Annotated in this window: 20 protein-coding genes, 1 tRNA gene and 1 pseudogene; 13 read left to right on the forward strand and 9 right to left on the reverse strand. The window is 64.1% G+C overall.

Annotation, left to right across the window (positions count from 1 at the left end; translation table 11 throughout):
- Positions 1-22 precede the first annotated feature (22 nt).
- From pbN1_RS16315 to pbN1_RS16325, 4 genes and pseudogenes are all read left to right on the forward strand, one after another.
- Entirely contained in the window at positions 23-1,303 is a 1,281-nt protein-coding gene (locus tag pbN1_RS16315) for a nucleotide sugar dehydrogenase (RefSeq protein ID WP_169201986.1), read from the forward strand.
- 55 nt (positions 1,304-1,358) lie between these two features.
- Positions 1,359-1,664 (forward strand): annotated as a pseudogene (locus pbN1_RS21055) (lytic transglycosylase); the annotation flags it as partial.
- A gap of 66 nt (positions 1,665-1,730) precedes the next feature.
- Complete coding sequence (locus pbN1_RS21060) at positions 1,731-2,318, forward strand: lytic transglycosylase domain-containing protein (RefSeq protein WP_342343984.1); 588 nt, start codon at positions 1,731-1,733, stop codon at positions 2,316-2,318.
- Positions 2,315-3,112 carry a S1 family peptidase gene (locus tag pbN1_RS16325; protein WP_169201984.1) on the forward strand — a complete coding sequence of 266 codons (798 nt, stop codon included), beginning with the start codon at positions 2,315-2,317 and terminating at the stop codon, positions 3,110-3,112. Before pbN1_RS21060 ends, pbN1_RS16325 begins: the two co-directional genes overlap by 4 nt.
- 42 nt (positions 3,113-3,154) lie before the next feature.
- Here the strand turns inward: pbN1_RS16325 and pbN1_RS16330 are convergent.
- Together pbN1_RS16330 and pbN1_RS16335 are read right to left on the reverse strand one after the other, a co-directional pair.
- Positions 3,155-3,229: transfer RNA gene (locus pbN1_RS16330), tRNA-Arg, on the reverse strand.
- 11 nt (positions 3,230-3,240) lie between these two features.
- Positions 3,241-5,364 (reverse strand): site-specific recombinase, encoded by a 2,124-nt coding sequence (locus tag pbN1_RS16335; protein ID WP_169201983.1) that lies wholly within the window; start codon positions 5,362-5,364, stop codon positions 3,241-3,243.
- 112 nt (positions 5,365-5,476) lie between these two features.
- Between pbN1_RS16335 and pbN1_RS16340 the strand changes: the two genes are divergently transcribed.
- Positions 5,477-7,399 carry an ATP-binding cassette domain-containing protein gene (locus pbN1_RS16340; protein WP_169201982.1) on the forward strand — a complete coding sequence of 641 codons (1,923 nt, stop codon included), beginning with the start codon at positions 5,477-5,479 and terminating at the stop codon, positions 7,397-7,399.
- 41 nt (positions 7,400-7,440) lie between these two features.
- On the opposite strand, the gene pbN1_RS16345 is transcribed toward pbN1_RS16340, so the two are convergent.
- Positions 7,441-8,298: an HDOD domain-containing protein gene (locus pbN1_RS16345; protein WP_169201981.1), complete on the reverse strand. Its 858-nt coding sequence runs from the start codon at positions 8,296-8,298 to the stop codon at positions 7,441-7,443.
- Positions 8,299-8,475: 177 nt separating this feature from the next.
- Between pbN1_RS16345 and pbN1_RS16350 the strand changes: the two genes are divergently transcribed.
- The 5 genes from pbN1_RS16350 (at position 8,476) to pbN1_RS16370 (ending at position 14,955) form a co-directional block, all read left to right on the forward strand.
- The gene (locus pbN1_RS16350) at positions 8,476-9,474 is read left to right on the forward strand and encodes an oxidoreductase (RefSeq protein ID WP_169201980.1); all 999 of its coding nucleotides are present in this window, start codon (positions 8,476-8,478) and stop codon (positions 9,472-9,474) included.
- Between the two features lie 52 nt (positions 9,475-9,526).
- Positions 9,527-10,732 carry a GGDEF domain-containing response regulator gene (locus tag pbN1_RS16355; protein WP_169201979.1) on the forward strand — a complete coding sequence of 402 codons (1,206 nt, stop codon included), beginning with the start codon at positions 9,527-9,529 and terminating at the stop codon, positions 10,730-10,732.
- A gap of 128 nt (positions 10,733-10,860) precedes the next feature.
- Positions 10,861-12,753, forward strand: a complete 1,893-nt coding sequence (locus pbN1_RS16360; RefSeq protein WP_169201978.1) for a propionate--CoA ligase — start codon at positions 10,861-10,863, stop codon at positions 12,751-12,753.
- A gap of 248 nt (positions 12,754-13,001) precedes the next feature.
- The gene (locus pbN1_RS16365) at positions 13,002-13,889 is read left to right on the forward strand and encodes a ThiF family adenylyltransferase (RefSeq protein ID WP_169201977.1); all 888 of its coding nucleotides are present in this window, start codon (positions 13,002-13,004) and stop codon (positions 13,887-13,889) included.
- On the forward strand, positions 13,882-14,955 hold the full coding sequence (locus tag pbN1_RS16370) for a nitroreductase family protein (protein ID WP_169201976.1): 1,074 nt from the start codon (positions 13,882-13,884) through the stop codon (positions 14,953-14,955). The genes pbN1_RS16365 and pbN1_RS16370 overlap by 8 nt, the downstream gene beginning before the upstream one ends.
- Positions 14,956-15,127: 172 nt before the next feature.
- Here the strand turns inward: pbN1_RS16370 and pbN1_RS16375 are convergent, their stop codons facing one another.
- A complete protein-coding gene (locus pbN1_RS16375) occupies positions 15,128-16,654 on the reverse strand; it encodes a hypothetical protein (RefSeq protein ID WP_169201975.1) in 1,527 nt (508 codons plus the stop codon).
- Positions 16,655-16,735: 81 nt separating this feature from the next.
- A complete protein-coding gene (gene pepA / locus pbN1_RS16380) occupies positions 16,736-17,701 on the reverse strand; it encodes a flocculation-associated PEP-CTERM protein PepA (protein ID WP_169201974.1) in 966 nt (321 codons plus the stop codon).
- Positions 17,702-18,165: 464 nt separating this feature from the next.
- Between pepA and pbN1_RS16385 the strand changes: the two genes are divergently transcribed.
- Entirely contained in the window at positions 18,166-19,296 is a 1,131-nt protein-coding gene (locus pbN1_RS16385) for a sulfotransferase family protein (protein WP_169201973.1), read from the forward strand.
- A gap of 44 nt (positions 19,297-19,340) precedes the next feature.
- Here the strand turns inward: pbN1_RS16385 and pbN1_RS16390 are convergent, their stop codons facing one another.
- The 3 genes from pbN1_RS16390 to pbN1_RS16400 are packed head-to-tail and all read right to left on the reverse strand — an operon-like array spanning position 19,341 to position 21,509.
- Positions 19,341-20,003 carry an acyltransferase gene (locus pbN1_RS16390; RefSeq protein WP_244856987.1) on the reverse strand — a complete coding sequence of 221 codons (663 nt, stop codon included), beginning with the start codon at positions 20,001-20,003 and terminating at the stop codon, positions 19,341-19,343.
- Between the two features lie 11 nt (positions 20,004-20,014).
- Complete coding sequence (locus pbN1_RS16395; RefSeq protein WP_169201971.1) at positions 20,015-21,229, reverse strand: glycosyltransferase; 1,215 nt, start codon at positions 21,227-21,229, stop codon at positions 20,015-20,017.
- A 37-nt stretch (positions 21,230-21,266) separates the two neighbouring features.
- The gene (locus pbN1_RS16400; RefSeq protein ID WP_210147546.1) at positions 21,267-21,509 is read right to left on the reverse strand and encodes a hypothetical protein; all 243 of its coding nucleotides are present in this window, start codon (positions 21,507-21,509) and stop codon (positions 21,267-21,269) included.
- On the opposite strand from pbN1_RS16400, the gene ada reads away from it, so the two are divergent.
- Positions 21,508-22,581, forward strand: a complete 1,074-nt coding sequence (gene ada / locus pbN1_RS16405; RefSeq protein ID WP_169201969.1) for a bifunctional DNA-binding transcriptional regulator/O6-methylguanine-DNA methyltransferase Ada — start codon at positions 21,508-21,510, stop codon at positions 22,579-22,581. The two genes, pbN1_RS16400 and ada, sit on opposite strands and share 2 nt — an antisense overlap.
- Positions 22,578-23,480: a DNA-3-methyladenine glycosylase family protein gene (locus tag pbN1_RS16410; protein ID WP_169201968.1), complete on the forward strand. Its 903-nt coding sequence runs from the start codon at positions 22,578-22,580 to the stop codon at positions 23,478-23,480. Before ada ends, pbN1_RS16410 begins: the two co-directional genes overlap by 4 nt.
- 298 nt (positions 23,481-23,778) lie before the next feature.
- On the opposite strand, the gene moaC is transcribed toward pbN1_RS16410, so the two are convergent.
- A complete protein-coding gene (gene moaC, locus pbN1_RS16415) occupies positions 23,779-24,294 on the reverse strand; it encodes a cyclic pyranopterin monophosphate synthase MoaC (protein WP_169201994.1) in 516 nt (171 codons plus the stop codon).
- Positions 24,295-24,324 lie beyond the last annotated feature (30 nt).

Below are 24,324 nucleotides of genomic sequence, written 5' to 3' on the forward strand. Positions count from 1 at the left end.
AAACCTTTAAGGACTCGCATTCATGACCATTATCGCCGTGATCGGCCTTGGCTACGTCGGGCTGCCCCTTGCGGTCGAGTTCGGTAAGAAATTCAAGACGATTGGCTTCGACCTCTCGGCCGACAAGGTCGCGGCCTACCGCGACTTCGTCGATCCGACCGGGGAAGTGTCGTCGGAGGATCTTCGCGCTGCGATTCATCTCGGTTGTCATTCCGATCCGGCTTCCATCCGCGAGGCGGACTTCATCGTCGTGGCCGTGCCAACGCCGGTCGACACTGCTCACAAGCCGGATTTCACGCCATTGATCCGGTCGTCGGAAACGGTGGGCCGCAATCTCAAGCGCGGCGCGGTCGTCGTGTTTGAATCCACCGTTTATCCGGGTGCGACGGAAGAGGTCTGCATTCCGATCATCGAGCGGGAATCGGGTCTGAAGTGGAAGAAGGATTTCTTTGTCGGTTATTCACCCGAGCGCATCAATCCGGGCGACAAGGAGCGCACGGTGACGAAAATCGTCAAGGTCGTTTCGGGCGATACGCCGCAGACGCTGGAGAAGGTCAAGGAAGTCTATGGCGCAATCATAAGCGCCGGGGTTTATCCGGCGAGTTCCATCAAGGTCGCCGAGGCCGCGAAGGTCATCGAAAATACGCAACGTGATCTCAATATCGCGCTGATGAACGAACTTGCGGTGATTTTCCACAAGATCGGCATCGATACCACCGAAGTGCTGCAAGCTGCCGGGACGAAGTGGAACTTTCTGCCGTTCCGGCCCGGCCTCGTCGGCGGCCACTGCATCGGAGTCGACCCCTATTACCTGACGCACAAGGCCGAAATGCTCGGCCATCATCCGCAGGTCATTCTCGCCGGCCGCCGCATCAACGACAGCATGGGGAAATATGTCGCCGAACAAACCGTGAAACAGATGATCCAGGCGGGGCACTCGATCAGGGGCTGCGATGTCATCGTGCTGGGGCTCACGTTCAAGGAAAATTGCCCGGATCTGCGCAACAGCAAGGTCATCGACGTGATCCGCGAACTTGAGAGCTTCGGTTGCAGCGTGCATGTCCATGATCCTGTCGCTGCGCCCGCGGAGGCCGGCCACGAATATGGCATTCGTCTCGTGCCGTGGGAGGCGCTGCCGAAGGCGGCGGCAATGGTGGCCGCCGTTTCCCATGCGGCCTATCTCGATATGCGCCTGGATGAGTTCGCAGGCAAGCTCCTCCCGGGCGGCGTTTTCTCCGACGTGAAATCATCCTATGACGCGGACGCACTGGCTAGAGCGGGTGTAACGGTTTGGCGACTCTAGGAGCATCTGCTAGAACACCTGTATCGGCAGCCGGGCCAATGCCATTGGGGGGATGATGAAACGCCACAAACTCCGCAATGATCGCTGTCGTGCAGCGCTGCTTTTCGTCCTCGCGGCCGGCACTGTGGCGCCGGCATATGCCGTCGAGCGCAAGGAGCAGGGCCCCACTGGCGCAAAGCTCGCGATCGCGGCGCATGCACGCTATCTTGTCGAGCAGGGTGTCGCCCACGAACATGGCGAAGGCGTGCCACGCAATCCCGCCCGTGCAGTCGCGCATTATTGCGAGGCGGCGCGGCTCGGCAATGCCGAGGCGATGTACGCCCTCGGCTGGATGTATGCCAACGGACGAGGGATGCGCCGCGATGATGCATATGCCGGAACCCTGTTTGCGATGGCGGCCGCCCGCGGTGATGTGCAGGCACAGCGGATGCTGCGCTTCACCGATGGTCACAGCGGGCAGATCCCTTCATGCCTGAACGCCGCGCCGGTTGTCGCACTCGATGATCACGGATGGAGTCCGGAGGCTCACATCCAGTCGCTTTCAGCCGAACGGCAGCGCGTTGCCCGCATGATCATCGAGCTCGCGCCCACCTATCAGATCAGCCCCCGCTTTGCGCTGGCGATCGCGGTCGCCGAGTCGCGCCTCGATGCGGGAGCCGTCTCGCCGAAGAATGCAATGGGCGTCATGCAGCTGATTCCGGATACGGCAGCACGCTTCAACGTCCGCGATCCGTTCGATCCGCGCGAAAACATCAAGGGAGGCCTCGCCTATTTGCGCTGGTTGCTCGCGTATTTTCGCGGTGACATCGCGCTCGCGGCTGCCGGCTACAATGCAGGCGAAGGCGCGGTCGACCGGTACCGCGGCGTGCCGCCTTACCCTGAAACGCGGGCCTATGTGGCCCGTATATTGAACTTCGTGGCGCGACGGGAGCATCCGTTCGACAGCCGGATCGCACGGCCCAGTGCAATGATGCCGGCAGGGCAGTCGGCAAGTGAGGGAGCAAGCGATACATGAATTTCAGCGCGGCGAACCGTGCGCTTCGGCGCAGCCTCATTGTCGCCGCAACCACGGCCATTGCAATGCTGATTTCGCTCCCGGCGGTGGCAGACCTGGTCGATACCGTGTCGCGCATCAAGCCCTCGGTGGTTGCGGTGGGCACCTTCCAGCGCACCCGCGCTCCTGCCTTCAAGTTCCTCGGCACCGGTTTTGCTGTCGGTGACGGGATGATGATCGCGACCAATGCGCACGTCGTGCCCGATGCGTTGGCCGATGATCAGATGGAAGCGCTCGCGGTGGCAGTTCCCGGCGAGCGGCAGACCACCGTCCGCAGGGTCAGCAAGCTTGCGGTCGACAAAAACCACGATCTGGCGGTGTTGCGGCTCGAGGGCGGGCCGCCGCTGCCTTCCCTGTCCATCGACGAGTCTTCCGACAGCGTCCGCGAAGGTCAGAGCATCGCCCTGACCGGTTTTCCGATCGGCAGCGTCCTGGGACTGTCGCCCGTGACGCACCGCGGCATCGTCGCCGCGATCACGCCGATCGGGATTCCGCAGCTACGCGCGCAGCATCTCAATCAGGCGCTGATCCGCCGCCTGTCGAACGACCCGTTCCGCATTTATCAGCTCGACGCGACGACCTACCCCGGAAACAGCGGAAGCCCGGTATTCGATTCCGAGACGGGGCGACTCATCGGGGTGATCAACATGGTGTTCGTCAAGTCCACGAAGGAAAACATTCTGAGCGACCCGTCGGGCATCAGCTACGCGATTCCCGTGGAGTACCTGAAGGCGCTGCTGAAAGGGCTGGAGTGACGTGGCAACCCGCCCCCCCGGGCGTTGCAGGAGGTTGCGAAGTGGTCTCCTCGGCGAGAATCGAACTCACATCTAGCGCTTAGGAGGCGCTCGTTCTATCCATTGAACTACGAGGAGAGCGCGCAATTCTAGCCGTTCGAGCGCCGGCGACCAAGCACGCCTTTGCCGTTTCCGTGGATTTTGTGGGTGGCGTGGTCATTGTGCGGTTCATACTGGGGAAGCGGCGCTTCTCCATGCTGCTCTTCGGCCTGCACCGTCGAGGGAGGCGGTAGCAGGAAATCGCGGGGACGCGAGACGAAGCGCCGGACGATCATTTTCCCCAGCTCGCGTCCCTGCGCGAAGGTGATGCGGCGCGCGCGCAGCGCGACATAGAGGGTCAGCGCGAAGCTGACCCCGAGGTTCGTCAGTCCGATGAGCGCGATACCCGCTGCCGACAGCGCGGCAAGTTGCCAGCTCAACGTGAAGTCCATGCCGACGGCAGCGTAGCCGACGTACGCAGACGAGAATGCGATGTGGCGGATGTCCAGCGGCAGGCCGAACAGGACCCCGAGCGCCGTCACCCCGCCGAGCAGGAAGCCGAAGAAGAAATTTGCGGCCAGCGCGCCGAGGTTGTTCTCGACATAGGTGGCGACGCGCTGCATGCGCGCGATGCCGAACACCCGGCGAGGCCAGCGCAGCTGCAACAGCCGCTGCGGAATGCGTTCGTATGCCGACAGATTGTCGTAGTAGCCCGCGATCAGCCCGGACAGGAACAGGCAGAAACCGGCGATTGCCGCGAACAGGACCGCTCCGCTGACGGGATCGACCTGGTTGAGCAGTTCGCGCGCCTTGCCCGCGTCGGTGAACGGATCGCCGGTAAGCGAGTGGATCCCGATCGCCACCAGCATCGCCATCGGAATCGCGACGCCGATGTTGCCGAGGATTGCGGCAAGCTGGCTGCGCACAGTGCGCGCGATGAGCTCCACGAGGTTCTCGAGGTTGCTGTTCTTGCCCTGCGTTTCGCCGATGGAAGCGGCGATCGCGTTGGCCGTCATCGCAGGCTGCTTGGTCGCGACCGTGCCGCCGAGAATGTGGATGAGGACGAAGCCGATGCCGTAGTTGAGGCAAAACGCCAGGGCCTCGGTCATGGGCGCGAAACCCTGGCGACCCAGCACGATCTTCAGGCCCGTCATCACTGCGATGATCAGCCCGCCGAGCGCTGCCGAGCCGAGAATGCCGAAGTATTCGCGGCGGGTCGAGGTAATGTAGTGCTCGCCAGTCTTGCTTGCGCTTTCGGTCATGCGCATCGACAGCAACTCGACGTTCTGCCCCCAGTAGTCGGAGAGCTTGTTCTTGCGGCACTCGGCGTGCACCAGCTGCTTGAAGACACCGACGATCTGCGTCGCGACCGCGTCGATGCGTCGTTCGGCGTGCAGCCGATGGAGCAGGAACAGCAGGTCGGCCATCCGGTCGAGGTGCTGGCGGAGGCGTTCGAGCTTGAACGTGAGCGCCAGGCTGGTGCCGATCTTCGCCGCGCGCTTGCGGATCCGCAGCACGACGTCGTCGCACTGGTCGAGCATGACCTGCAGATGCTTTTCGTCTTCGATCAACTCGGTGCCGTCCTTCCATGCGCGCCGATAGTGGTCGAGATAGGCCACCAGTTCTTCGTTCTGCGCCAGAAAGGGCGATTCGTGTTCCTCGAGTGTGGGGTCGACGCGGATCAGCTCGGGCTCCAGCCCGATCGCCGACACGTGGTACGACAATACCCGCAGCGCCTCGAGGATTTCGGCGGCGGCGTGCGGAAGCCAGTGACCCTCTTCGGTGCTGTCGGGCTGGATCGGAGTCGACCCGAAAACGGTGCGCAGGAACTCGACCCAGTCCGCGTCGGGGATCGCGGTGACCCATGCCTCGTCATCCGTGCGGTGGAAGACCACGCTCAGCACGTCCTTCATGTAGTCGGTATCGACCACTTCGGGCAGCAGCCGGCCGGAAATACGGCGCGCCGTCTCGGAAAAGAAGCCGGTCGACGGCAGCAGGCCGGACGAGACGTACAGCGACACCTGCCTGCGCTCGCGAAAGAGCCGGATCAACGCGTCGCACAGGCCTTCTGCAAGGTCGTGACGGACGGCGAGGGTGTGCGTCAGGCCGCGCAATGCCGCGATCGCCGCTTCGGTGTCGGACGCGCGGGCCGGGCGCAGCTCATCGACCAGTGCGACCCACAGCGCGAGGTCGTCGTTGTGTTCTTCGCGGAACCGTCCCAACAATGCTTCCATGCCGCCTCGCCGATGGTGTTGTCTGCAAAATGTTGCGCTGCATTATGTTCGAATGCGCCGCTATAGTAGCAGGCCGGTAAAATGGCTTTTCATTCCAACGAGTCCCCTTACCATGCCGCTGCTTTCTGTCGACAACGCCTGTCTTGCGTACGGGCACGTGGATCTCCTCGCCCATGCGGAGTTCCAGCTCGACGCGGGCGAACGCGTGGCCCTGATCGGGCGAAATGGCTCAGGCAAATCCAGCCTGTTGCGTGTGTTGGCGGGACAGTCGGCTCTCGACGACGGGTCGGTATGGCGGCAGTCCGGGCTGAAGGTGGCGTACGTGCCCCAGGAGGCGGATTTCCCCGTCGAACGCGACGTGTTCGCAACAATCGCCGACGGCCTGGGCGATGCCGCGCGCCTTTTGGTCGAGTATCACGCGGCGATGCATGCAGTTGCCGAATCGGCGAGCGAAGAGGCGCTGGCGCGGCTCGAGGCGCTGCAGCACGCGGTCGAGGCGGCCGACGCGTGGCGGCTCAACCAGCGCGTCGACGAGATCCTGCTGCGCCTCGGCCTGCCCGGCGATGCGCTGGTTTCGAGCCTGTCCGGAGGGGGCGTCAAGCGCGTGTCGCTGGCGCGGGCGCTGGTCGCAGAGCCCGATCTGCTGTTGCTCGACGAGCCGACGAACCACCTCGATCTGGACGGTATCCTGTGGCTCGAATCGCTGATCCGGGATTTCCGCGGCACGGTCGTCGTGATTACCCACGACCGCGTGTTTCTCGACAACGTGGCAACCCGCATCATCGAGCTCGATCGCGGCAAACTCGCGAGCTATCCCGGGCGTTTCAGCGACTATCAGCGGCGCAAGGCGGAGGAACTCGACGCCGAGGCGAAAGCGAGCGCGCGATTCGACAAGGTGCTCGCGCAGGAAGAAGTGTGGATACGCAAGGGGGTCGAGGCGCGGCGTACGCGTAACGAGGGCCGGGTGCGGCGGCTCGAGGCGCTGCGCCGCGACCGCGCCGCGCGGCGCGACCGGCTCGGCAACGTGAAGCTCGCTGTCGACAAGGGCGAGCAGAGCGGCCAGATGGTCGCCGAACTCATGGACGTGACAAAACGCTTCGGCGATCGCGTCGTCGTGCGCGACTTCTCGACGCGGATCCTGCGCGGCGACCGCATCGGGCTGATCGGGCCGAACGGCGCCGGCAAGACGACGCTGCTGAAGCTGATCCTCGGCGAGATCGCCCCGGACGCCGGGACGGTGCGCCGCGGCACGCGCCAGACCGTCGCCTACTTCGACCAACTGCGCGAGCAACTCGACCCGGAGCTGCCGCTGACCGAGGTCATCAGCCCGGGTTCGGACTTCGTCGAGATCGGCGGCGAGCGCAAGCACGTCATCGGTTACCTCGGTGATTTTTTGTTCGCGCCGCAGCGTGCGCGTTCGCCGGTGAAATCGCTCTCCGGCGGCGAGCGCAACCGGCTGCTGCTCGCACGGCTGTTCGCGCGACCGGCCAATGTGCTGGTGCTCGACGAACCGACGAACGATCTCGACATCGAGACCCTCGATCTGCTCGAGGAGTTGCTGTCCGCCTACGAAGGCACGCTGTTCCTCGTCAGCCACGACCGCGCGTTTCTCGACAATGTCGTGACCCAGGTGATCGCGGCCGAAGGTGACGGGCGCTGGGGCGAGTATGCCGGTGGCTATGCCGACTGGCAGCGAGTCAAGCAGGCCGAAGCGGAGCGCGGCGCGGAACAGGCGCGGCTTGCCGCGACGCAGGCGAAAAGCGCTCCGCCCGCGCCCAAAATGCCTGCGACGACAGCGTCGCGGGCCGGCAAACTGTCGTTCAACGAGAAAAGGGAACTCGACGCCTTGCCCGACCGCATTGCGGCGCTGGAGGCGGAGCAGGGGGCGCTGCAAGCGCGCCTGGCGGATCCTGCGCTGTACCAGGAAGCGCCGCAGGAAGCCGTGCAGATCAAGGAGCGGCTCGATACCGTGGAGCGGGAAATCGAAGATGCGCTGGCGAGCTGGGAGGCGCTGGAGACGCGCGCGGGCGGGTGATGGGCGCCAAGGGACTATCCACCGGTCCGGTCCGCTCTGGCTCAGGTCGCCGGCGAAAAGAAGCGGTATGAATCTTCCGGCGGCACGCCGAGGCGTGCAATCAGCTGTTCGCGATTGAGGTGCACCAGCTTTTCGATCGCGGCAATGTCGTCCGGCAGCGCTTCGTTGTCCCAGCCCGAAGCGAGGTGGCGCGCGAACCCGGCGGCGAGTTGCACGTTGCGTACCCGCGGACTGCCGGCCTGGGCCTCGTCCATCAGCATGATCAGCAACTCGGGAAGCTTCCACGCCCGGATCAGCCCGATCTGGATGTCTTGCGCGGTGCAGCCGAAAACTTCGCGTTGTGCGTCCGCGCTGCGCCGCCAGCGGTTTGCCCGCTGGATCTCGTAGACGCGCAGCGTCAGCGCCGGCGCGAAAGTCCAGCACATGATCTCGACCGCGTCGAGGAGCAGCGCGGCAATAGTCACTTCATCGACGTCCAGATCGTGCCGCAGGATCGCCCAGTCGCGCGCATAGTGCGCCGCACGGCGCGCGCGACCGATGATCCGGAGCGCGCCGACCAGCGCTTTGGGGTGGGCGTGCAGCGTGTCCTCGAGCGTCGGCATCGCGGCAAACGTGGCGAAGAAGGGCGTTATCCCCATCATCATGATCGCGCGGTCGATTGTCGTGATGTCGTGGTTCTGCACCGAAGTCCGCCTGGCCTGAAGGGTCGTCAGCAGCTTCATCGTCATCAGCGGATCGCTGATGACGACCGCGGCGATGCGCTTGCCGCTGACCGAGTTCTCCTGTCCTTCGAGGGTGGCGAATTCGCGGACGGTGTGGCGCAGCACGGGCACGTTCTGCGCAGACAGAAATTCGACATAGGCGTCGACCGAATCAAGGGGCGCGTCAAGGAGGGGCATGGGCTTGGGCTGCCGGTGATTCTTCGATTCATCGGTTCCGGTTCGCTCGAACCGGCGTGGCAATCGCATACGCCAGCCGGATCGTGAAAAGATCGATCACGGGATTTGGCTATAATCGGTCCAAAAAACCGTGGCGTCCATATCCCCGTGCATCCCAACCGAGAGGAGTTGCCCCAAGTGACTGCGCCGTTCAAAGCGTTCCTGATCGATCAGGATGAAAACAAGAAAGTCTTCAGCCGCATGACAACGCTGACCCGCGAGCAACTCGACGCTGGCGAAGTGCTGATCCGGGTCCATTATTCCAGCATCAACTACAAGGACGCGCTCGCTGCGACCGGTGCCGGCAAGATCATCCGGCGTTTTCCATGCGTGGGCGGCATCGACCTGTCCGGCGAGGTTGTGGAAAGCGCGGACGCCCGTTTCCGGGCCGGCGACAAGGTGATTGCGACCAGCTTCGACATCGGCGTGTCGCACCATGGCGGTTATGCCGAATACGCGCGCGTGCCGGCCGGGTGGGTGGTGCCGCTACCCGACGGACTGGATCTGTTCGAAGCGATGGCGCTCGGCACGGCCGGTTTCACGGCCGCGTTGGGGATCGTGCGGATGGAAGACAACGGTCTCGCGCCCGAGCGCGGCCCGGTGGTCGTGACCGGTGCGACGGGCGGTGTCGGCGGACTTTCGATCGACATGCTGTCGCGCCTCGGCTATCACGTCGTCGCGCTGACCGGCAAGGAGGCCGAAGCCGATTACCTCCAGATGCTCGGTGCCGCCGAGGTGCGGCTGCGCAGCACGATCGACTTCGACAACGTGCGCCCGCTCGAAGCGGCGCAATGGGCCGGCGCGATCGATAACGTCGGCGGAAAGATCCTGCACTGGATCCTCGCGACGATGAAGCAGGCCGGCACTGTCGCGAGCATCGGCAACGCCGCGAGCTTTCATCTGGACACGACGGTGTTCCCGTTCATCCTGCGCGGCGTCAGCCTGCTCGGCGTCGATTCTGGCTACATGAGCTTTCCGACGCGGCAGCGCGTCTGGCAGCGCCTCGGGAGCGACCTCAAGCCGCGCCACCTCGCGGCCATTACACGAACCATCGCGTTCGACGAATTGCCGGGCGCGTTCGACGCCTTCATCAAGGGCGAAGTTAAAGGCCGTACCGTCGTGCGGATAGGCGCCTGAGAGCACCCGACGGCGCCCGACGGCGCCCGGGCGCGTTACCGGAGATCCCACCATGAGCGAGGAAGAACATCAGCCGTTGCCGAAGGTGCTGATCGTCGATGACTCGCGCATGGTGCGGGCATCGGTCATCAAGCTGATCCGCGGGCGTTTCGAGTTCCGCGAGGAGGCCGACGGCGAGGCCGGCTGGCAGGCCTTGCTGGTGGATCCGACGATTCACCTGGTGCTGACCGACATCGGCATGCCGCAGCTCGACGGGTATGGCCTGCTCGAGCGCGTCCGGGCGTCGAAGCTGTCGCGCATCCATGACCTGCCGGTGATCGTGATTTCCGGCGACGAGGACGATTCGGCGCGTGAGCGCGCGCGCCGCCTCGGCGCCAACGACTTCATCACGAAAGGCATCCGGGCCACCGAACTGCTTGCCCGCCTCGATTCGCTCACCCGGCTCGCGCAGACGCGGCGCGAGCTCGAGGAAAGCCGGGCCGCGCTGGCAAAGCACAGTCCGATCGATCCCGCCTCTGGACTCGTCACGGAGTCCTGCCTGAACTGGCGCGCCGAGCAGGAACTCGCGCTGGTGCGGCGTCGCCGCGGCAACATCAGCGCGATGGTCGTCGAGATCGACCGCTACGAGCAGCTCGCGGTGCTGCACGGCGCTCACGTCGCGCAGCTCGTCACCCGCAAGCTGTCGAAAATACTTTCCACGAAGGTGCGCAAGGAAGATACCGTCACGGAGCTTGCCCCGGCACGGTTCGCCGTGCTCTCGCCGGCAGGCGGCTGGGCCGGATGCTGCGCGTTCGCGCTGCGCCTGCAGAAGGCGATGGAAAAGCTCGTGATGACCTATCGCGAGGAGCGCATTCGCATCAGTGTGACGATCGGCGTGTCGAATTCGACGAACGACGACATCGGCACGGTGAGCGAACTGATCGGGCTCGCGACGCAGCGCGCGCAGACCGGCCGACAAGCGGGCGGAAACCGCGTCATCGGCGATCAGGGAGAAGTCACCCAGGCGTTCGTCGATCGGCTGATCACGCAGGCGGTCAGCATCGACCAGGCCCTCGAGCGCATCCGGGCCGGAGAAGGCGCCGAGATCACGTCGCAGCTGCCGCAACTCATTGCAACGCTGCTTCCGCTGCTGCAGTGGGTAGAATTACAGTTTCGTTGCGGAATCCCGATAGAGCGCCTGAAAGGATACGAAATCGGTGCCGATGCCGATGCCGATGCCGATGCCGATACCGGGAGCGATCCTGCCGCGAAAAGTTGAACAGCATCATACAAATATAAATACAACAGCAGTAAAGGGGGCGCCCCGGATGTCCAGGGAGTGGGAAGTCCGTCGGCGTCTGAAAGTCGTTTGCAGATGAAGGGAATCTTGAAGGGAGAGGAATGCTCATGACGACGTACAAGGAATTTCATCGCCGTTCCATCGACAGCCGTGACGAGTTCTGGGCGGAAGAGGCCCGGCTCATCGACTGGAACAAGCCTGCCGGGCAGGTCTGCGATTTTTCACAGCCACCATTCGTCAAATGGTTCAAGGGAGGCGAGACGAACCTCTGCTACAACGCCGTGGATCGCCACGCCGCCGTGCGCCCTGACGACCGGGCGCTGGTCTATATCTCGACCGAGACCGACGAGGAGAAGGTGTACTCCTTTGCGCAGTTGCAGCGCGAGGTCGAGCGCATGGCGGCGATCTACCAGGAGCTTGGCGTCGGGAAGGGCGACCGCGTGCTGATCTACATGCCGATGATCGCCGAGGCCGCGTTCGCGATGCTCGCCTGCGCGCGCATCGGCGCGATCCACTCGGTGGTGTTCGGCGGCTTTGCGGCGGGTTCGCTCGCGACCCGCATCGACGACGCGAAGCCGGTGCTGATGGTGAGTTCGGACGCCGGCATGCGCAACGGCAAGCCGGTGCCGTACAAGCATCTCGTGGACGAAGCGTGCAAGATCGCCGAATTTCCGCCGCAAAAAGTCCTGATCGTCGACCGTGGGCTCGACAAGGGCTTCGCGAAAGTTGAAGGCCGCGACGTCGATTACGCCGAGCTGCGTGCAAGGCACCTCGACGCCAAGGTGCCTGTGACCTGGCTCGAATCGTCCGAGCCGAGCTACATCCTGTACACGTCCGGCACCACCGGCAAGCCGAAAGGCGTGCAGCGCGACACTGGTGGCTACGCGGTCGCGCTCGCGTCGTCGATGAAGCATATCTTCACCGGCTTTGCTGGCGAGACGATGTTCGCAACCTCCGACATCGGCTGGGTCGTCGGCCACAGCTACATTATCTACGGGCCGCTGCTCGCCGGCATGACGACGATCATGTATGAAGGCACGCCGCTGCGCCCGGACGCCGGGATTTGGTGGCAGATCGTCGAAAAATACAAGGTCAACGTGATGTTCTCGGCGCCCACCGCGGTGCGCGTGCTGAAGAAGCAGGATCCGGCCTTCCTCAAGAAATACGACCTCTCGTCGCTGAAGCACCTGTTCCTCGCCGGCGAGCCGCTCGACGAGACGACGCACAAGTGGATCATGGACGAGCTCGGCATCCCGGTCATCGACAATTACTGGCAGACCGAAACGGGCTGGCCGATGCTCTCCGCGGTGCGCGGCATCGAGGAGACGCCGATCAAGTACGGCTCGCCGAGCTTCCCGGTGTATGGCTACGACCTGCGCATCTTCCGCGAGGACGGCAGCGAGTGCGGCCCGGACGAGAAGGGCATCGTCGGCGTCGTGCCGCCGCTGCCGCCGGGCTGCCTGTCGACCGTGTGGGGCCAGGACGACCGCTTCGTCAGCACTTACTTCACGCTGTTCAAGGATCCGGTGATCTTCTCGTCGTCCGACTGGGGCATCAAGGACGCCGACGGCTACCACACGATCCTCGGTCGCATGGATGACGTCATCAACGTCGCCGGCCACCGTCTCGGCACGCGCGAAATCGAGGAGGCGATCCAGGCGAACGCGGCGATCGCCGAAGTCGCGGTCGTCGGCGTCGCCGATGCGCTGAAGGGGCAGATGCCGATGGCGTTCGCGGTGGTCAAGGACGCCTCACGCGTCGATACCGCCGAGAAACGCGCTGAACTCGAGAAGGATGTCATGAAGACCGTCGACACCCTGCTCGGTGCGATCGCGCGCCCCGGCCGCGTGCATTTCATCTCCGGACTGCCGAAGACGCGCTCGGGCAAGATGCTGCGCCGCTCGATCCAGGCCCTCGCGGAGGGACGCGATCCCGGTGACCTGACGACGATCGACGATCCGGGCACGCTGGAACAGATCCGCAACGCGCTCGCGGGCTGATCACCGCCGATGCCGCCGCCGCGAAGAAGCCGATCAGCCGGGTGAATGCTACCGTGGAAGGCGGTGGCCTGATGATCGCGGTGCATCCCACGTTGGCACTGGGCGGCGGCATCTGTATCTCGAATGTATAAATCGAACGCATCGACATTCGTGAGTCGCCAATACGTTTGCGGGCATACGGGTTTCAAATCCACCAAGACATTCCTATCATAATTTTTCGATGCAGCGAGAATCAGGGAGAGATGCGGATGGGGAAGGAGTTCGATTACGAATCCGCCTTTTCTCGCAACATCGGCTGGGTGACCGAGGCTGAGCAGGCGACCCTACGCCGAAAGCGTGTCGCGATCGCTGGGATGGGCGGCGTTGGCGGAGTCCATCTGCTTACGCTCGCGCGGCTGGGCATCGGCGCCTTCAACATCGCGGATTTCGACACCTTCGACATTGTCAACTTCAACCGCCAGGCCGGCGCGCTGATCTCTTCGCTCGGGCGGCCGAAGGTCGAGGTGCTCGCCGAGATGGCGCTCGACATCAATCCGGAACTGGACATCCGCCGCTTTGCGCAAGGCGTGTCGGCCGACAATCTCGATGAATTCCTCGACGGCATCGATCTGTACGTCGATGGCCTCGATTTTTTCTCGTTCGCGGCGCGGCGCGCGACGTTCGCGGCTTGCCGCCGGCGCGGCATTCCGGCCGTCACCGCGGCGCCGCTCGGGATGGGGACGGCGATGCTGATCTTTATCCCGGAGGGCATGAGCTTCGAGGAATATTTCTGCCTCGAAGGCTGCGACGAGGAGGAAATGGCGATCCGCTTCCTGCTCGGCCTGTCGCCGGGAATGCTGCAGCGCGGATACCTCGCCGACCCCTCGCGCGTCAATCTTTCCGAGCGACGCGGTCCTTCCACGATCGCGGCCTGCCAGCTATGCGCCGGGGTGACCGCGACGGAGGCCTTGAAGATCCTGCTCGGGCGGGGAAAGGTGCTGGTTGCGCCGCGTGGCTATCAGTTCGACGCCTACCGCAACAGCTTCATCAAGACCTGGCGCCCGGGAGGGAACCGCAACCCGCTGCAGCGGCTCGGGCTGTGGCTGGCACGGAAGCAACTGCGGCGCATGAAGGGATCGGGGGTGGGCCGTGGCTGAGCGCGAAACGCTGCTGAAGATTCTCGATCTCGCGCGCTGGGCGCCGAGCGGCGACAATACCCAACCGTGGCGCTTCCAGATTGTCGGCCCTGACCATGTCGTGGTGAGGGGCTTCGACACCCGCGAGCGCGTCCTCTACGATTTCGACGGCCATGCGAGCCACATGGGGCACGGCGCGCTGCTCGAGACGCTCAGAATCGCGGCGTCGGGCTTCGGGCTCGACGCCACCTGGACCCTGCGCGTCGGCTCCCGGGACAACAATCCCATCTACGACGTGCTGCTGCGCGAGTCGCCCGGCTCCGCTCCCGATCCACTGTTCCGCCATATCGAACAGCGCGTCGTGCAGCGCCGGCCGATGTCGATGACGCCGCTTACCGTCGAGCAACGCCAGGCGCTGGCGGCCGCGCCCGGCCCGGCCTATCAGGTGCAGTTCCTCGAATCACTGGGCGACCGGCTCAAGGTTGCCCGGCTGCTGTGGGACAACGCCTACATCCGCCTGACGTGCCCGGAAGCCTATGAGGTGCATCGGGAGATCATCGAGTGGGGCGCGCGCTACAGCAAGGATCGCATCCCCGAGCAGGCCGTGGGGGTCGATCCGGTGACTGCCCGCCTGATGCGGTGGGTGATGCAGCGCTGGGGGCGGGTGGAGTTTTTCAACCGTTACCTGCTGGGCACCATTGCGCCACGCATCCAGCTGGATTTCCTGCCGGCGCTGGGTTGTGCGGCCCATCTCTTGTTGCGGCCCCGCGAGGCCCCCGCCGCGCTTGTCGACTACGTACGCGCCGGTGTCGGGATGCAGCGTCTCTGGCTGACCGCGAGCGCCATGGGGCTGCACTTGCAGCCGGAGATGACGCCGGTGATATTCCGATGGTACGCGCGGGCCGGCAGGACGTTTTCGGCCTTGCCGGCAATCGGCCGGCGCACGCTCTTGCTGGCCGGTGATTTCGAGGCTCTGGTCGGCGCAAGCGAAGGCAGTGCCTTCGTGTTCTTCTGCCGGGTGGGGCGCTCGGTGGTGCCGGGGTCGCGATCGCTGCGCAAGGACTTGAGCGAACTGCTCGTTGAGTGAGCCACTGGCTTGAAGGGATGAGTGATGGCGCGACTTGAACTTCACTTCATCGGGATCAAGACCGGGCTTTCCCGGGAATCCGTGACGAAGCAGCAACGAAGCAGCAACGAAGCAGCAGCACCAAGAAAAAGGGGGCAAGAATTTGCCCCCTTCGCGTCCAGGCGACTCGATTTCACTGAATCGGTGGATGGAGCTGAATATTGCCACCGTCAATGAAGCCGCCGACCGAGTAGATCACGTCGCTGGCCGGATCGCTGGTTTTGTGAATCTCGATCGTATACACGTCCGCGCAATTCGTGCAGATGAGCGCAGCGTTTGGATCGGTGGCCGGATCGCCGACCAGCGCGCCGATCGGATGCAGGGCCTTGCACGTCTCCTCATTGCCGACCTGCTTGCCGCCGGCGCCGGGTTCGCCAAGGTCCTCGAAATGGACTCTGACGAAATGCAATGTTCCTCCATTCCCGGGAACCACGGAAGGATCATTCTTCAGCGGTCCGTTGCGCACGTTCTTGAATGCCCCGATGCCGGTGAAATCAAGCTGCTTGAACGGGGCAGGCCGTGCGGGGTTGCAGTTGAACGGGTCGCGGCAGGTGACCGTCACTACCTTGGTTTCTGCCGGTGCGCTCGCCGTGCCCAGGTGCAACACGAAGTCGCCAGCGGGACCGTTCTGCTGATGATGAGTCCATTCGCCGAACGGCTGCGGTTGGGATGCCGTCGGTGCGCCGATCTGGCCGCCGAAGGTATAGCGATTGCCGCCGGTGGTTATCGCAGTGGCCAGTTTGCCGGGCACGATCTCGCCCTTGCCGTCCACGCCGCCGCCGGTCATCCGGCAACCTTCCTCGCCCACTTCAACCGCGGAAAACTCCGAATTGGCATCCGCCTTGAGCACCAGGTCGGCGGCCAGCACCGTGTAGGGTGCCAGGCCGATCGGGTCGCCATCGGGCACGAATGCGTCAAACGGGCTGATGAGGGTAATCAAGGTGTCGAAGGTGGTGTCGGCGAGCGCTACCGTCGATGAAGCGGGGTCCGTCTGAATGTAGCTCGTGTTGTAGCTGTCTACTGTGCTACGGATCACATTGCTGCCGCCGACCCCCTGCTGGAACGTCCCGGAAACACCCACCATGGTGCCCTCGAGGAAGGCGACGCCGTCGATGAAATTGCCCGGCAAGACGGAATCCGTGTTGCCGACATTCGAATCGGGGGTGTCGTCGAAATAGAACTTGTAGTCTCCGGTGAGGGCGGTGAACTGGATGATGCCGGGGGCTATCAGCGTGGCCGACTCTTCGGCGGAAAACGCGACGGTGATTTCGAAACACCCGCTGCCAGCATCACAGGTCGCCCCGTTTTTCGACAGGGTGGGAGGCGAGATGTTACCGCCCTGACTGTCGAGCATCGCGTTCAAACGGGCATGGCCGTGGATGTTGATGATCACCGTATCCCCAACCACCGCGCCGGCGACCCAGGTGGAGAACGTGGTGACGGTTTGCCCGTTCGCGATTGCGTTGACGGGCAAGGCGTCGACGACGGCCAAGTCGCCGGATGACTGCCAGTCGAATTCGTTGATCCCCGTGACGTTGTAGGTGCCGTTGCCGCCGGTGCTGAACTGGACGTTGGTCGGGAATTCTGCGTACGTCGCGGGCGATACGGCGCAGAGCAGGAAGCCCAGCGCCACCGTTAATGCTTTGATCTGCGTATTCATACGAGACCTCGCGCGAAAAATTGACGCAAGCTCATCCGGGGGATGTCTGCACCGCAGGCGCAGACATCCCCCGGCGGGCATTCAGACGACATCCGCCTTGTTGGAGCGCCGGCGCAGTCCCGCCAAGCCAAGCAGGCTGCTACCCAGCAACATCAAGGTGCCGGGCTCGGGAACGGAGAACTCCGAATTGGCGTCCGCTTTAAGACCCAGGTCGCCCGCTACAACGATATATTGCGGAAAGCCGATCGTATCCCCGGCATCGTGGGCCGCGGCCTCGCCTGTCGAGCGCAGCGACACCAGCGTATCGAAAGTGGTATCGACGAGCGGCTGGTTCGACGCCGGATCGGCCTGGATGAAACTGTCGTCATAGCTGGTGACGGTGTTGGTCAGGAGATTGGAGCCGCCAACGCCTGCAATGAATGTTCCCGATACACCGACGATATCGCCCGACAGGAAGGGGGTACCGTTGGTGAAGCCGGTGCCGCTGTCCACATCGGAGTCCGGGGTGTCGTCATAGAAATACGAATACGTGCCGTTGATGGTGTTGAACTGAAGAATCCCTGCGGCGATGAGCGTCGCCGTCTCGGTGGCCTCAAACGCCACGGTGATCTCGAAGCCCTCGTCGCCGTCGGCGTCGGCGTCGGGGCCGTCGGCGGCGCCGTTAGTATCCAGCGTGGTGGGCGCGACGCTGCCGCCGCCATTATCCGTCATGTCATTCAGGCGGGCCTGGCCTTGGAGGTCGAAGGTCACCGTGTCGCCGATGACGGCGGTGGCCGCCCAGGTGGCGAACGAGTCGGTGAGCGCGCCGTTCGCGGTGGAGCCGGTCCCGGTCAGGTCATCCAGAATCACCAGATCGCCGGACGACTGCCAGTCGAACTCGTTGATGCCGACGACGTCATAGCCGCCGGCCCCCCCGTCGGTGACGCCGTCCCCGGTGCCGGTCGTGGAGAACTGGACCTCGGTATCGATGGCCTGGGCCTGCGGCGACATGGCCATGGCCGCGAGGACCGCGCCGACCGCCGATGCTGACTTGAGTTGGGCTTTCATTGTTGCCTCCTTCGTGAAGCTGATGAAGAATGTGCTCGGCTGTCAGCGAAGAGATGCTGACGCCAACGAGGTAACGCAAACTCCGGGCCAGATTTGCAGTCGATTGTATTCAAACAGAAAATTATTTCTTCCGTGGATATCCCCAGGTGACGTGGCCCGCGAATGTAAAGTTTTTCGACAGCAGGCGACGCAAACGCGGGATCGCGCGCGTGCCACGTGCGGTCGGACTGATCCTTGGTGAGCAAGCGGCCGACCACCGGCCAGGATGTGACGTCGCGAATACGCCACTTGCGAAGGCATGCGATCATGCGGCGTCGAACCGCGGCACGCTCGTGTGATACCGCAGGCGAGAACGCAGGCGAGAACGCAGGAAATCGGGCTGCGTCCCGTTCAGCGCGTCATGCCGCCGGATGGCACGTTTGGCCAAGTAACGCACTTCTTGGTAATCGTTCGAGGAAGCTGGTATGGAGCAGGCGGCTGAAGCGCTCAGGGTCTTTCTGGTCAGGAACGTGTTTACCCCCGTCAGCGGGTTCACGTTTCCGGCCTGGATGTCTTTGCTGCGGCGGCACCGGTTCAGAATTGCGCCGCGCTATTGGCCGCGGGCGGCTTTCGTCACGCTCAACAGCATTGCGACATCGGTGCAAGGCGCGCGCGAAGCCCGGGAATTCCAAGCGAGAATTCGCGACGTCCGGATCAAGCCCCCGATATTCGTTCTCGGGCATTGGCGCAGCGGGACGACGCATCTTCACAACCTGCTTTCGCTGGATCCGCAATTTGCGTATCCGAACTTCTATCAGGTCACGAATCCCCACATTTTTCTGACCACGGAGGCGCGCGCCAAGAGCGCCAAGGCCTTCAAGCTGCTGTCGCCGAAGACGCGCCTGATCGACAATATGGAAGCAAACCTCGACTCTCCGATGGAAGACGAGGTGGCGCTGGCGGTGCTCACCGGCCTGTCTCCGATACTGGATGTGGTCTTTCCGCGAGCCGGGTTTCCCTGCGACAAGTACTTGACGCTCAGGAATGTGCCGGAAGGGGAACTCGCGCGGTGGCGGGAAGGCTTGCTGCTGTTCATGAAGAAATTGACGCTGGCAAACGACCGCCGGATCGTCCTGAAATCGCCGCCCCATACCTGCCGGGTAAAACTGTTACTCGAGCTGTTTCCCGAGGCATCCTTCATCCATATCCACCGCAATCCCTATGTCGTTTTCAAGTCGTACATGCGCTCGATCAGGATCATGCAGGAGATGATGCAACTGCAGTGGCCGGATAACTCCGGGCTTGAGCGCAGAGTCATCGAACAATACCGCGTGATGCATGACGCTTTCCTTGAGGAGCGGTCGCTGGTGCCGAGGGAGCGGTTTTTTGAGCTGCCCTATGAGGCGCTGGAGAAGGATCCGGTCTTGCAGATCCGTTCGATCTACCGTCACTTCAACCTGCCCGGATTTGACGCGCTGGAGCCGTCGTTGAATTCCTATCTGGGAACAATCAGGCATTACCAGAAGAGCGAACTCTCCGATCTCTCGCCGGAGTTGAAGAACAGGATATCGGTGGCATGGGGCAGGTACTTCGAGGAATGGGGCTATCCGGCATAGGGGCAGCCAAGGCAATGATGATCCCGACGCGGCGGGAGCCGGGTTCATTCATCCGGCCCGGCGCCCGCCTTCAGGCGCCGGGCCGGCACGCCGCCCCACACCTCCCCCGGGCCGATCCGGGTGCCTTTGGATACCACCGCACCGGTGGCGACGATCGCGCGGTCGCCGATCGTGACGCCTGCGAGGACGCAGGAATGGGCGCCGATGGTCACATCATTGCCGATCCGGATTGGATAGTGCGCAAGCTTGTCGCCCTCGATGACGTGGGGAACGAGCAGGGCGAACTGGCCGACGATGCTGTTGCTGCCGATCTCGACGAAGATCGGGTCGAGGATGATTCCTGAACTGTAAGTGTTGTCCCCCAGGCGTGCCCCGAGCGCAAGGTAGATAAGGCGGAGGATGGGCACCGGCACGGCGCCGCTGCGCATGAGCGGATAGAAGAGAACGAGGAAAAACAGCAGATAGACATGGTAGATGAACTCGCTCCGCGAACCACGAGGGATCTCTCCTTCGGGCAGCGGCAACAGCCACAGGAACAGTCGGTAGGCGGTGATGCCATAGGCGACCAGGAAGACGGCAGCGGCTGCGACGACGGCGATGCCGCGGAAATCCCCGAGCCGCAGCGCCCCCAGGGTTGCCCAGGCGGTGCCCGCAGCCAGCACCAGGACAATCGACAGGATCGCAACGAAGGTCGCGATCTGCGGCAACGATATTTTTCTCATGAATTCGTCTCGGTGATTTCGGTGATGGTGCGGGCCAGTGCCTCGGCAGGGTGATGGCGCCGAATGATCCGGGCCAACTCCTCGGCCCGGTGACGGACCGTGGCATCTTGCAGCAATGTCTTGGCGGCCGCCCGCAACACCGACACCGTGATTGTCTCCGGCCGCAGCGCAATCCCGGCGCCGTACGCGGTCACATAGTGCATGTTCAGATGCTGGTCGAGATTGAAGGGGATGCCGAGGACGGGTACTCCTCGTGCGAGCGCCTGGTGGCTCGTTGGGCTGCCGCCGTTGCAGATGACGAGGCTGGCGCGCTCGGCCATGCGGTCGCCTGGCAGATAGTCGGCCACCACGGCGTTGGCAGGGATATGGTGCAACGGCACACCGGCTGTTGCAGCCGCGACCGTGCAGTCGATGCCGGACAGCGCTTCCAAAATGGTCGGTAGTAGCTCGGCCGACCCGGAACTGCCGAGCGTCACGTACACCAGGGGTCGGTTCCCGAGATCGTTCAGACCGAATTCTGGCATTTCGGTGGAAGGGGACCACTCCACCGGGCCGATGTAACGATGCCGGGGAGGGAGCCCGGTGGTGGGTACAAGCTCCGGTACGTCGGCATAGAGCGTGATATCCGCATCGGTATAGACCCGCCGCAGATCAAGTCCGAGCTGCGGGAGGCCATAGTCGCGGCGTAAACGATTAAGCGGCAGCGTGTGCCAGGCGAAGGCGAAGGGTGCGGCCAGAGTGAATAGCGCCGCGCCGAGCGGCACGCCCAATAGCCGAGTCATCGGCAGGCAGGGCACCGGAATGCGGCCGCGCTGGGCATAGGGGCTCCAGTAGGCGTTGGCCAGCGCAATGTAGGGTACATGCGCCAGCCGGGCAGTTGCCGACAGCGAAAGCCGGAAATCGCCGACGATCGCGTCCGGTTGCAGGGTGTTGATCAGGCGCAGGTCCTCCCGGGCATACTGCTTCAGGGTTTCCAGCGGATAAAGGCGGCGGCCCTGCGCCAGGCGCCTCATGAATACCTGCGGGGAGATCGACCAAATGCTTTCCCGCTGCCACGGCCAAGTATCGAATAGTGCCCCGTAATTGTCGGCGCAGGCAAATACGACTTCATAGGCCTGCGGGTCGAGACCGCGGGCGAGTGCGTACGGACGCGCGACATGGGCGAGGGTGACGGCCTCCGCGATGAACAGGATGCGCTTTCGCTGTGTCACGCGACGTCCTCCCGCCCGTTCGAGCCGACCCATTCGATCAACAATCGCAGATCCTATCATGCTGTTTCATGGCGGGAAGTGAATGGACCGGAACTTCCTTGGCCGCTGACAACCGGTTTCCATTAGAAGAAAGTTTTCCGGCTTCTTGCGCCTTGTCTTTCGTTGCGGACTTGCCTGCGTTTTCGCGGTCCACCGAATTCAAGAGCAAGCGCCGGAGTGCGCCGTTACCCGGCAACCAGTAAATTTTAGCCATGGAATCGTGGAAAGGATGCAGGACCATGACGGCAAAACGTGAAACGCTCGCGGCAGCGACCTCGGCTGATCCCCGCTGGGCGGCTGTGGTGAAGCGTGATCGGGAGGCGGACGGACAGTTCTTCTATTCGGTCAGGACGACCGGGGTGTACTGCCGTCCGTCCTGCGGGGCAAGGCTGCCGAAGGCGGAGAATGTCACTTTCCACGCCACACCGGCAGAGGCCGAGGAGTCGGGTTTCCGTCCGTGCAAGCGCTGCCGGCCGGATCAGCCGCCGCTCGCCGAGCAGCACGCTGCACGCGTCGCGGAACTTTGCCGCTTGATCGAAAACGCCGAGCAGGTGCCAAGCCTCGGTGAGATGGCCACGCATGCGGGCCTCAGCGTCTCCTATCTGCATCGTGTCTTCAAGGCGGTGACGGGTTTGACACCGAAGGCCTACGCGGCGGCGCACCGCGCACGGCGCGTGCGGGCCGTGCTCGCTCGCAGTGGTACGGTGACCGAGGCGATCTACGACGCGGGATACAACTCCAGCGGCAGGTTCTATGAAGATTCCGCGCGGGTTCTCGGCATGACGCCGACGCGGTACCGCGCCGGCGGCGCGGACACGCAGATCCGGTTTGCAATCGGCGAATGTTCGCTGGGGGCGATTCTCGTCGCAGCGAGTGTGCAGGGCGTCTGCGCGGTCCTGATCGGCGACGATCCGGACCGGCTCGCGCGCGACCTGCAGGACCGTTTTCCGCGCGCCGTGCTGATCGGCGCCGACGCCGATTTCGAGCGTACTGTCGCAACCGTGGTCGGCTACGTCGAGGCTCCCGGGCTCGGGCTGGATCTGCCGCTCGACATCCGCGGCACGGCGTTTCAGCAACGGGTGTGGCAGGCGCTGCGGGAGATTCCGGCCGGGCAGACAGCGAGCTACGCCGAGATCGCGCGGCGCATCGGCGCGCCGAAGGCGGTGCGTGCGGTGGCCGGGGCGTGCGCGGCGAACCCGCTGGCGGTCGCGATCCCGTGCCACCGCGTGGTGCGCAACGACGGCCGGCTGTCCGGTTATCGCTGGGGCGTCGAACGCAAGCGGGCGCTGCTCGATCGCGAGGCGGAGCGATGACTGCGGTACTGTCCTGGGGCGTCGGCTTGCCGGCGGATTTCCGCAGCGATGATGTGCTCGCTTTCCACCGGCGTGACCCGCTCGCGCTCGCCGAACGTATCGAGGGGCGAACGCTGTACAAAGGTCTCGCGTGGGAAGGCCGCGCGGCGTGCCTGACGATCCAGTTCGACGGCGCGCATGCGAGCGCCGAACTCGCAGTCGACGGGGCGGCGAGCGCCGCTGCGCCCGCTGCGCTCGCACAGTTGCTGCCGCGCATGCTGGGCCTGACCCAGCAGGTGGAGGCGTTCGAACGTGCCTATCGCGACCATCCGCAACTGGGCCCGCTCATCGCCCGCCATCCCGGGCTGCGGGTGCCGCTGTCCGCGAGTCCGTTCGAAGCGCTCAGTTGGGCGATCACCGGGCAGCAGATCAGCGTGCGGGCCGCGATCTCGCTACGGCGCCGGCTGATCGAAGTCGCCGGGCTGCGCCATTCGGACGGGCTCGCCTGCTATCCCGATGCGGAACGGGTCGCCGTGCTGAGCGAGGCGGATCTGCGTTCGGCCGGATTCTCGCAGGCGAAAGCGCAGACACTGATCAGGCTCGGCCGTCTCGTCGCCGATGACGAGCTGCCGCTTGATGCGTGGATCGCGACGCTGCCGGTCGACGAGATCCGCGAGCGCCTGATGCAGGTGCGCGGCATCGGGCCGTGGACGATCGATTACGCGCTGCTGCGGGGTTTCGGCTGGCTGGACGGGTCGCTGCACGGCGACGTCGCGGTGCGCCGCAGCTTGCAGGCGGTGCTCGATTGTCAGGAGAGCGTCACCGAAGGGCAGGCGAAGCGCTGGCTCGCGGAATTCTCGCCCTGGCGCGCGTTGATTGCAGCCCACCTTTGGGCCGTCGGGTTGAGCAAGCTTCCTTAGCATTCGAGCATTCGGTCGTCGTGCTCGCTGAAAGCGGAAGGTGCGGCAGTACGCCGGTAAAGAAATAGCCCCGCGTTATGGCCAGCCTGCAATTACGCTTGTCTCTCCGAAATACTACCTCCGAAAGACGTTGACTGACCACGCGGGGCACATCCTCATTCTAGTTCGGGGTCGTCAACTTGCAAGGTTCGGGTATCGGCTGCCGGGATTGCGATCGAGGCGAAATCTGCAGTTCCGGGGAACGCGCGCTCCTTCGGGAATGCCGCATCGCCCCTGCAGGAGACTGTACAGGGATGCGCTACCCGGGGTTTCCGGCGACCCAGTGCCCCGACTTGCCGCCGAGCTTCTCGACGAGCTGGATGCCGTCCATGCGCATGCCACGATCCACGGCCTTGCACATGTCGTAAATCGTCAGCAGGGCGACGTTGACCGCAGTCAGTGCTTCCATCTCGACACCGGTGCGGCCGACGGTCTCCGCCGTCACCGTGCAGGCGATCGTGCTCGCCGCGTCGTCGAGCGCGAACTCGACGGCGACGCGCGTCAGCGCGATCGGGTGGCACAGCGGGATCAGTTCGCTTGCGCGCTTCGACGCCTGGATCGCGGCGATGCGGGCGATGCCGAGTACGTCGCCCTTCTTCGCGGTGCCGGACTGGATCATCGCGAAGGTGGCCGGCTGCATCGTGATCCGGCCTTGGGCGACCGCGACGCGACGGGTTTCGCGCTTGTCGCCGACATCCACCATGTGGGCCTGGCCGTCGGCGTCGAAATGGGTGAGGATCGGGGTGAGGATCGGGGGCGTGCCGGGTTGTGTCATGAGGTCGGTGCGCGGGGCGACCATAGTGCG

This window comes from Aromatoleum bremense, from assembly GCF_017894365.1.
GTDB lineage: Bacteria > Pseudomonadota > Gammaproteobacteria > Burkholderiales > Rhodocyclaceae > Aromatoleum > Aromatoleum bremense.

Excerpts from the sequence above, each read along its gene's own strand:
- pbN1_RS16335 (WP_169201983.1), bottom strand. The coding sequence starts at position 5,364 with ATGGAAGCATTGTTGGGACGGTTCCGCGAAGAACACAACGACGACCTC.
- pbN1_RS16400 (WP_210147546.1), bottom strand. The coding sequence starts at position 21,509 with ATGGTCCTGCATCCTTTCCACGATTCCATGGCTAAAATTTACTGGTTG.
- pbN1_RS16360 (WP_169201978.1), top strand. The coding sequence starts at position 10,861 with ATGACGACGTACAAGGAATTTCATCGCCGTTCCATCGACAGCCGTGAC.
- pepA (WP_169201974.1), bottom strand. The coding sequence starts at position 17,701 with ATGAAAGCCCAACTCAAGTCAGCATCGGCGGTCGGCGCGGTCCTCGCG.
- moaC (WP_169201994.1), bottom strand. The coding sequence starts at position 24,294 with ATGACACAACCCGGCACGCCCCCGATCCTCACCCCGATCCTCACCCAT.
- pbN1_RS16340 (WP_169201982.1), top strand. The coding sequence starts at position 5,477 with ATGCCGCTGCTTTCTGTCGACAACGCCTGTCTTGCGTACGGGCACGTG.
- pbN1_RS16385 (WP_169201973.1), top strand. The coding sequence starts at position 18,166 with ATGGAGCAGGCGGCTGAAGCGCTCAGGGTCTTTCTGGTCAGGAACGTG.
- pbN1_RS16375 (WP_169201975.1), bottom strand. The coding sequence starts at position 16,654 with ATGAATACGCAGATCAAAGCATTAACGGTGGCGCTGGGCTTCCTGCTC.
- pbN1_RS16355 (WP_169201979.1), top strand. The coding sequence starts at position 9,527 with ATGAGCGAGGAAGAACATCAGCCGTTGCCGAAGGTGCTGATCGTCGAT.
- ada (WP_169201969.1), top strand. The coding sequence starts at position 21,508 with ATGACGGCAAAACGTGAAACGCTCGCGGCAGCGACCTCGGCTGATCCC.
- pbN1_RS16325 (WP_169201984.1), top strand. The coding sequence starts at position 2,315 with ATGAATTTCAGCGCGGCGAACCGTGCGCTTCGGCGCAGCCTCATTGTC.
- pbN1_RS16345 (WP_169201981.1), bottom strand. The coding sequence starts at position 8,298 with ATGCCCCTCCTTGACGCGCCCCTTGATTCGGTCGACGCCTATGTCGAA.
- pbN1_RS16365 (WP_169201977.1), top strand. The coding sequence starts at position 13,002 with ATGGGGAAGGAGTTCGATTACGAATCCGCCTTTTCTCGCAACATCGGC.
- pbN1_RS16410 (WP_169201968.1), top strand. The coding sequence starts at position 22,578 with ATGACTGCGGTACTGTCCTGGGGCGTCGGCTTGCCGGCGGATTTCCGC.
- pbN1_RS16315 (WP_169201986.1), top strand. The coding sequence starts at position 23 with ATGACCATTATCGCCGTGATCGGCCTTGGCTACGTCGGGCTGCCCCTT.
- pbN1_RS21060 (WP_342343984.1), top strand. The coding sequence starts at position 1,731 with ATGCTGCGCTTCACCGATGGTCACAGCGGGCAGATCCCTTCATGCCTG.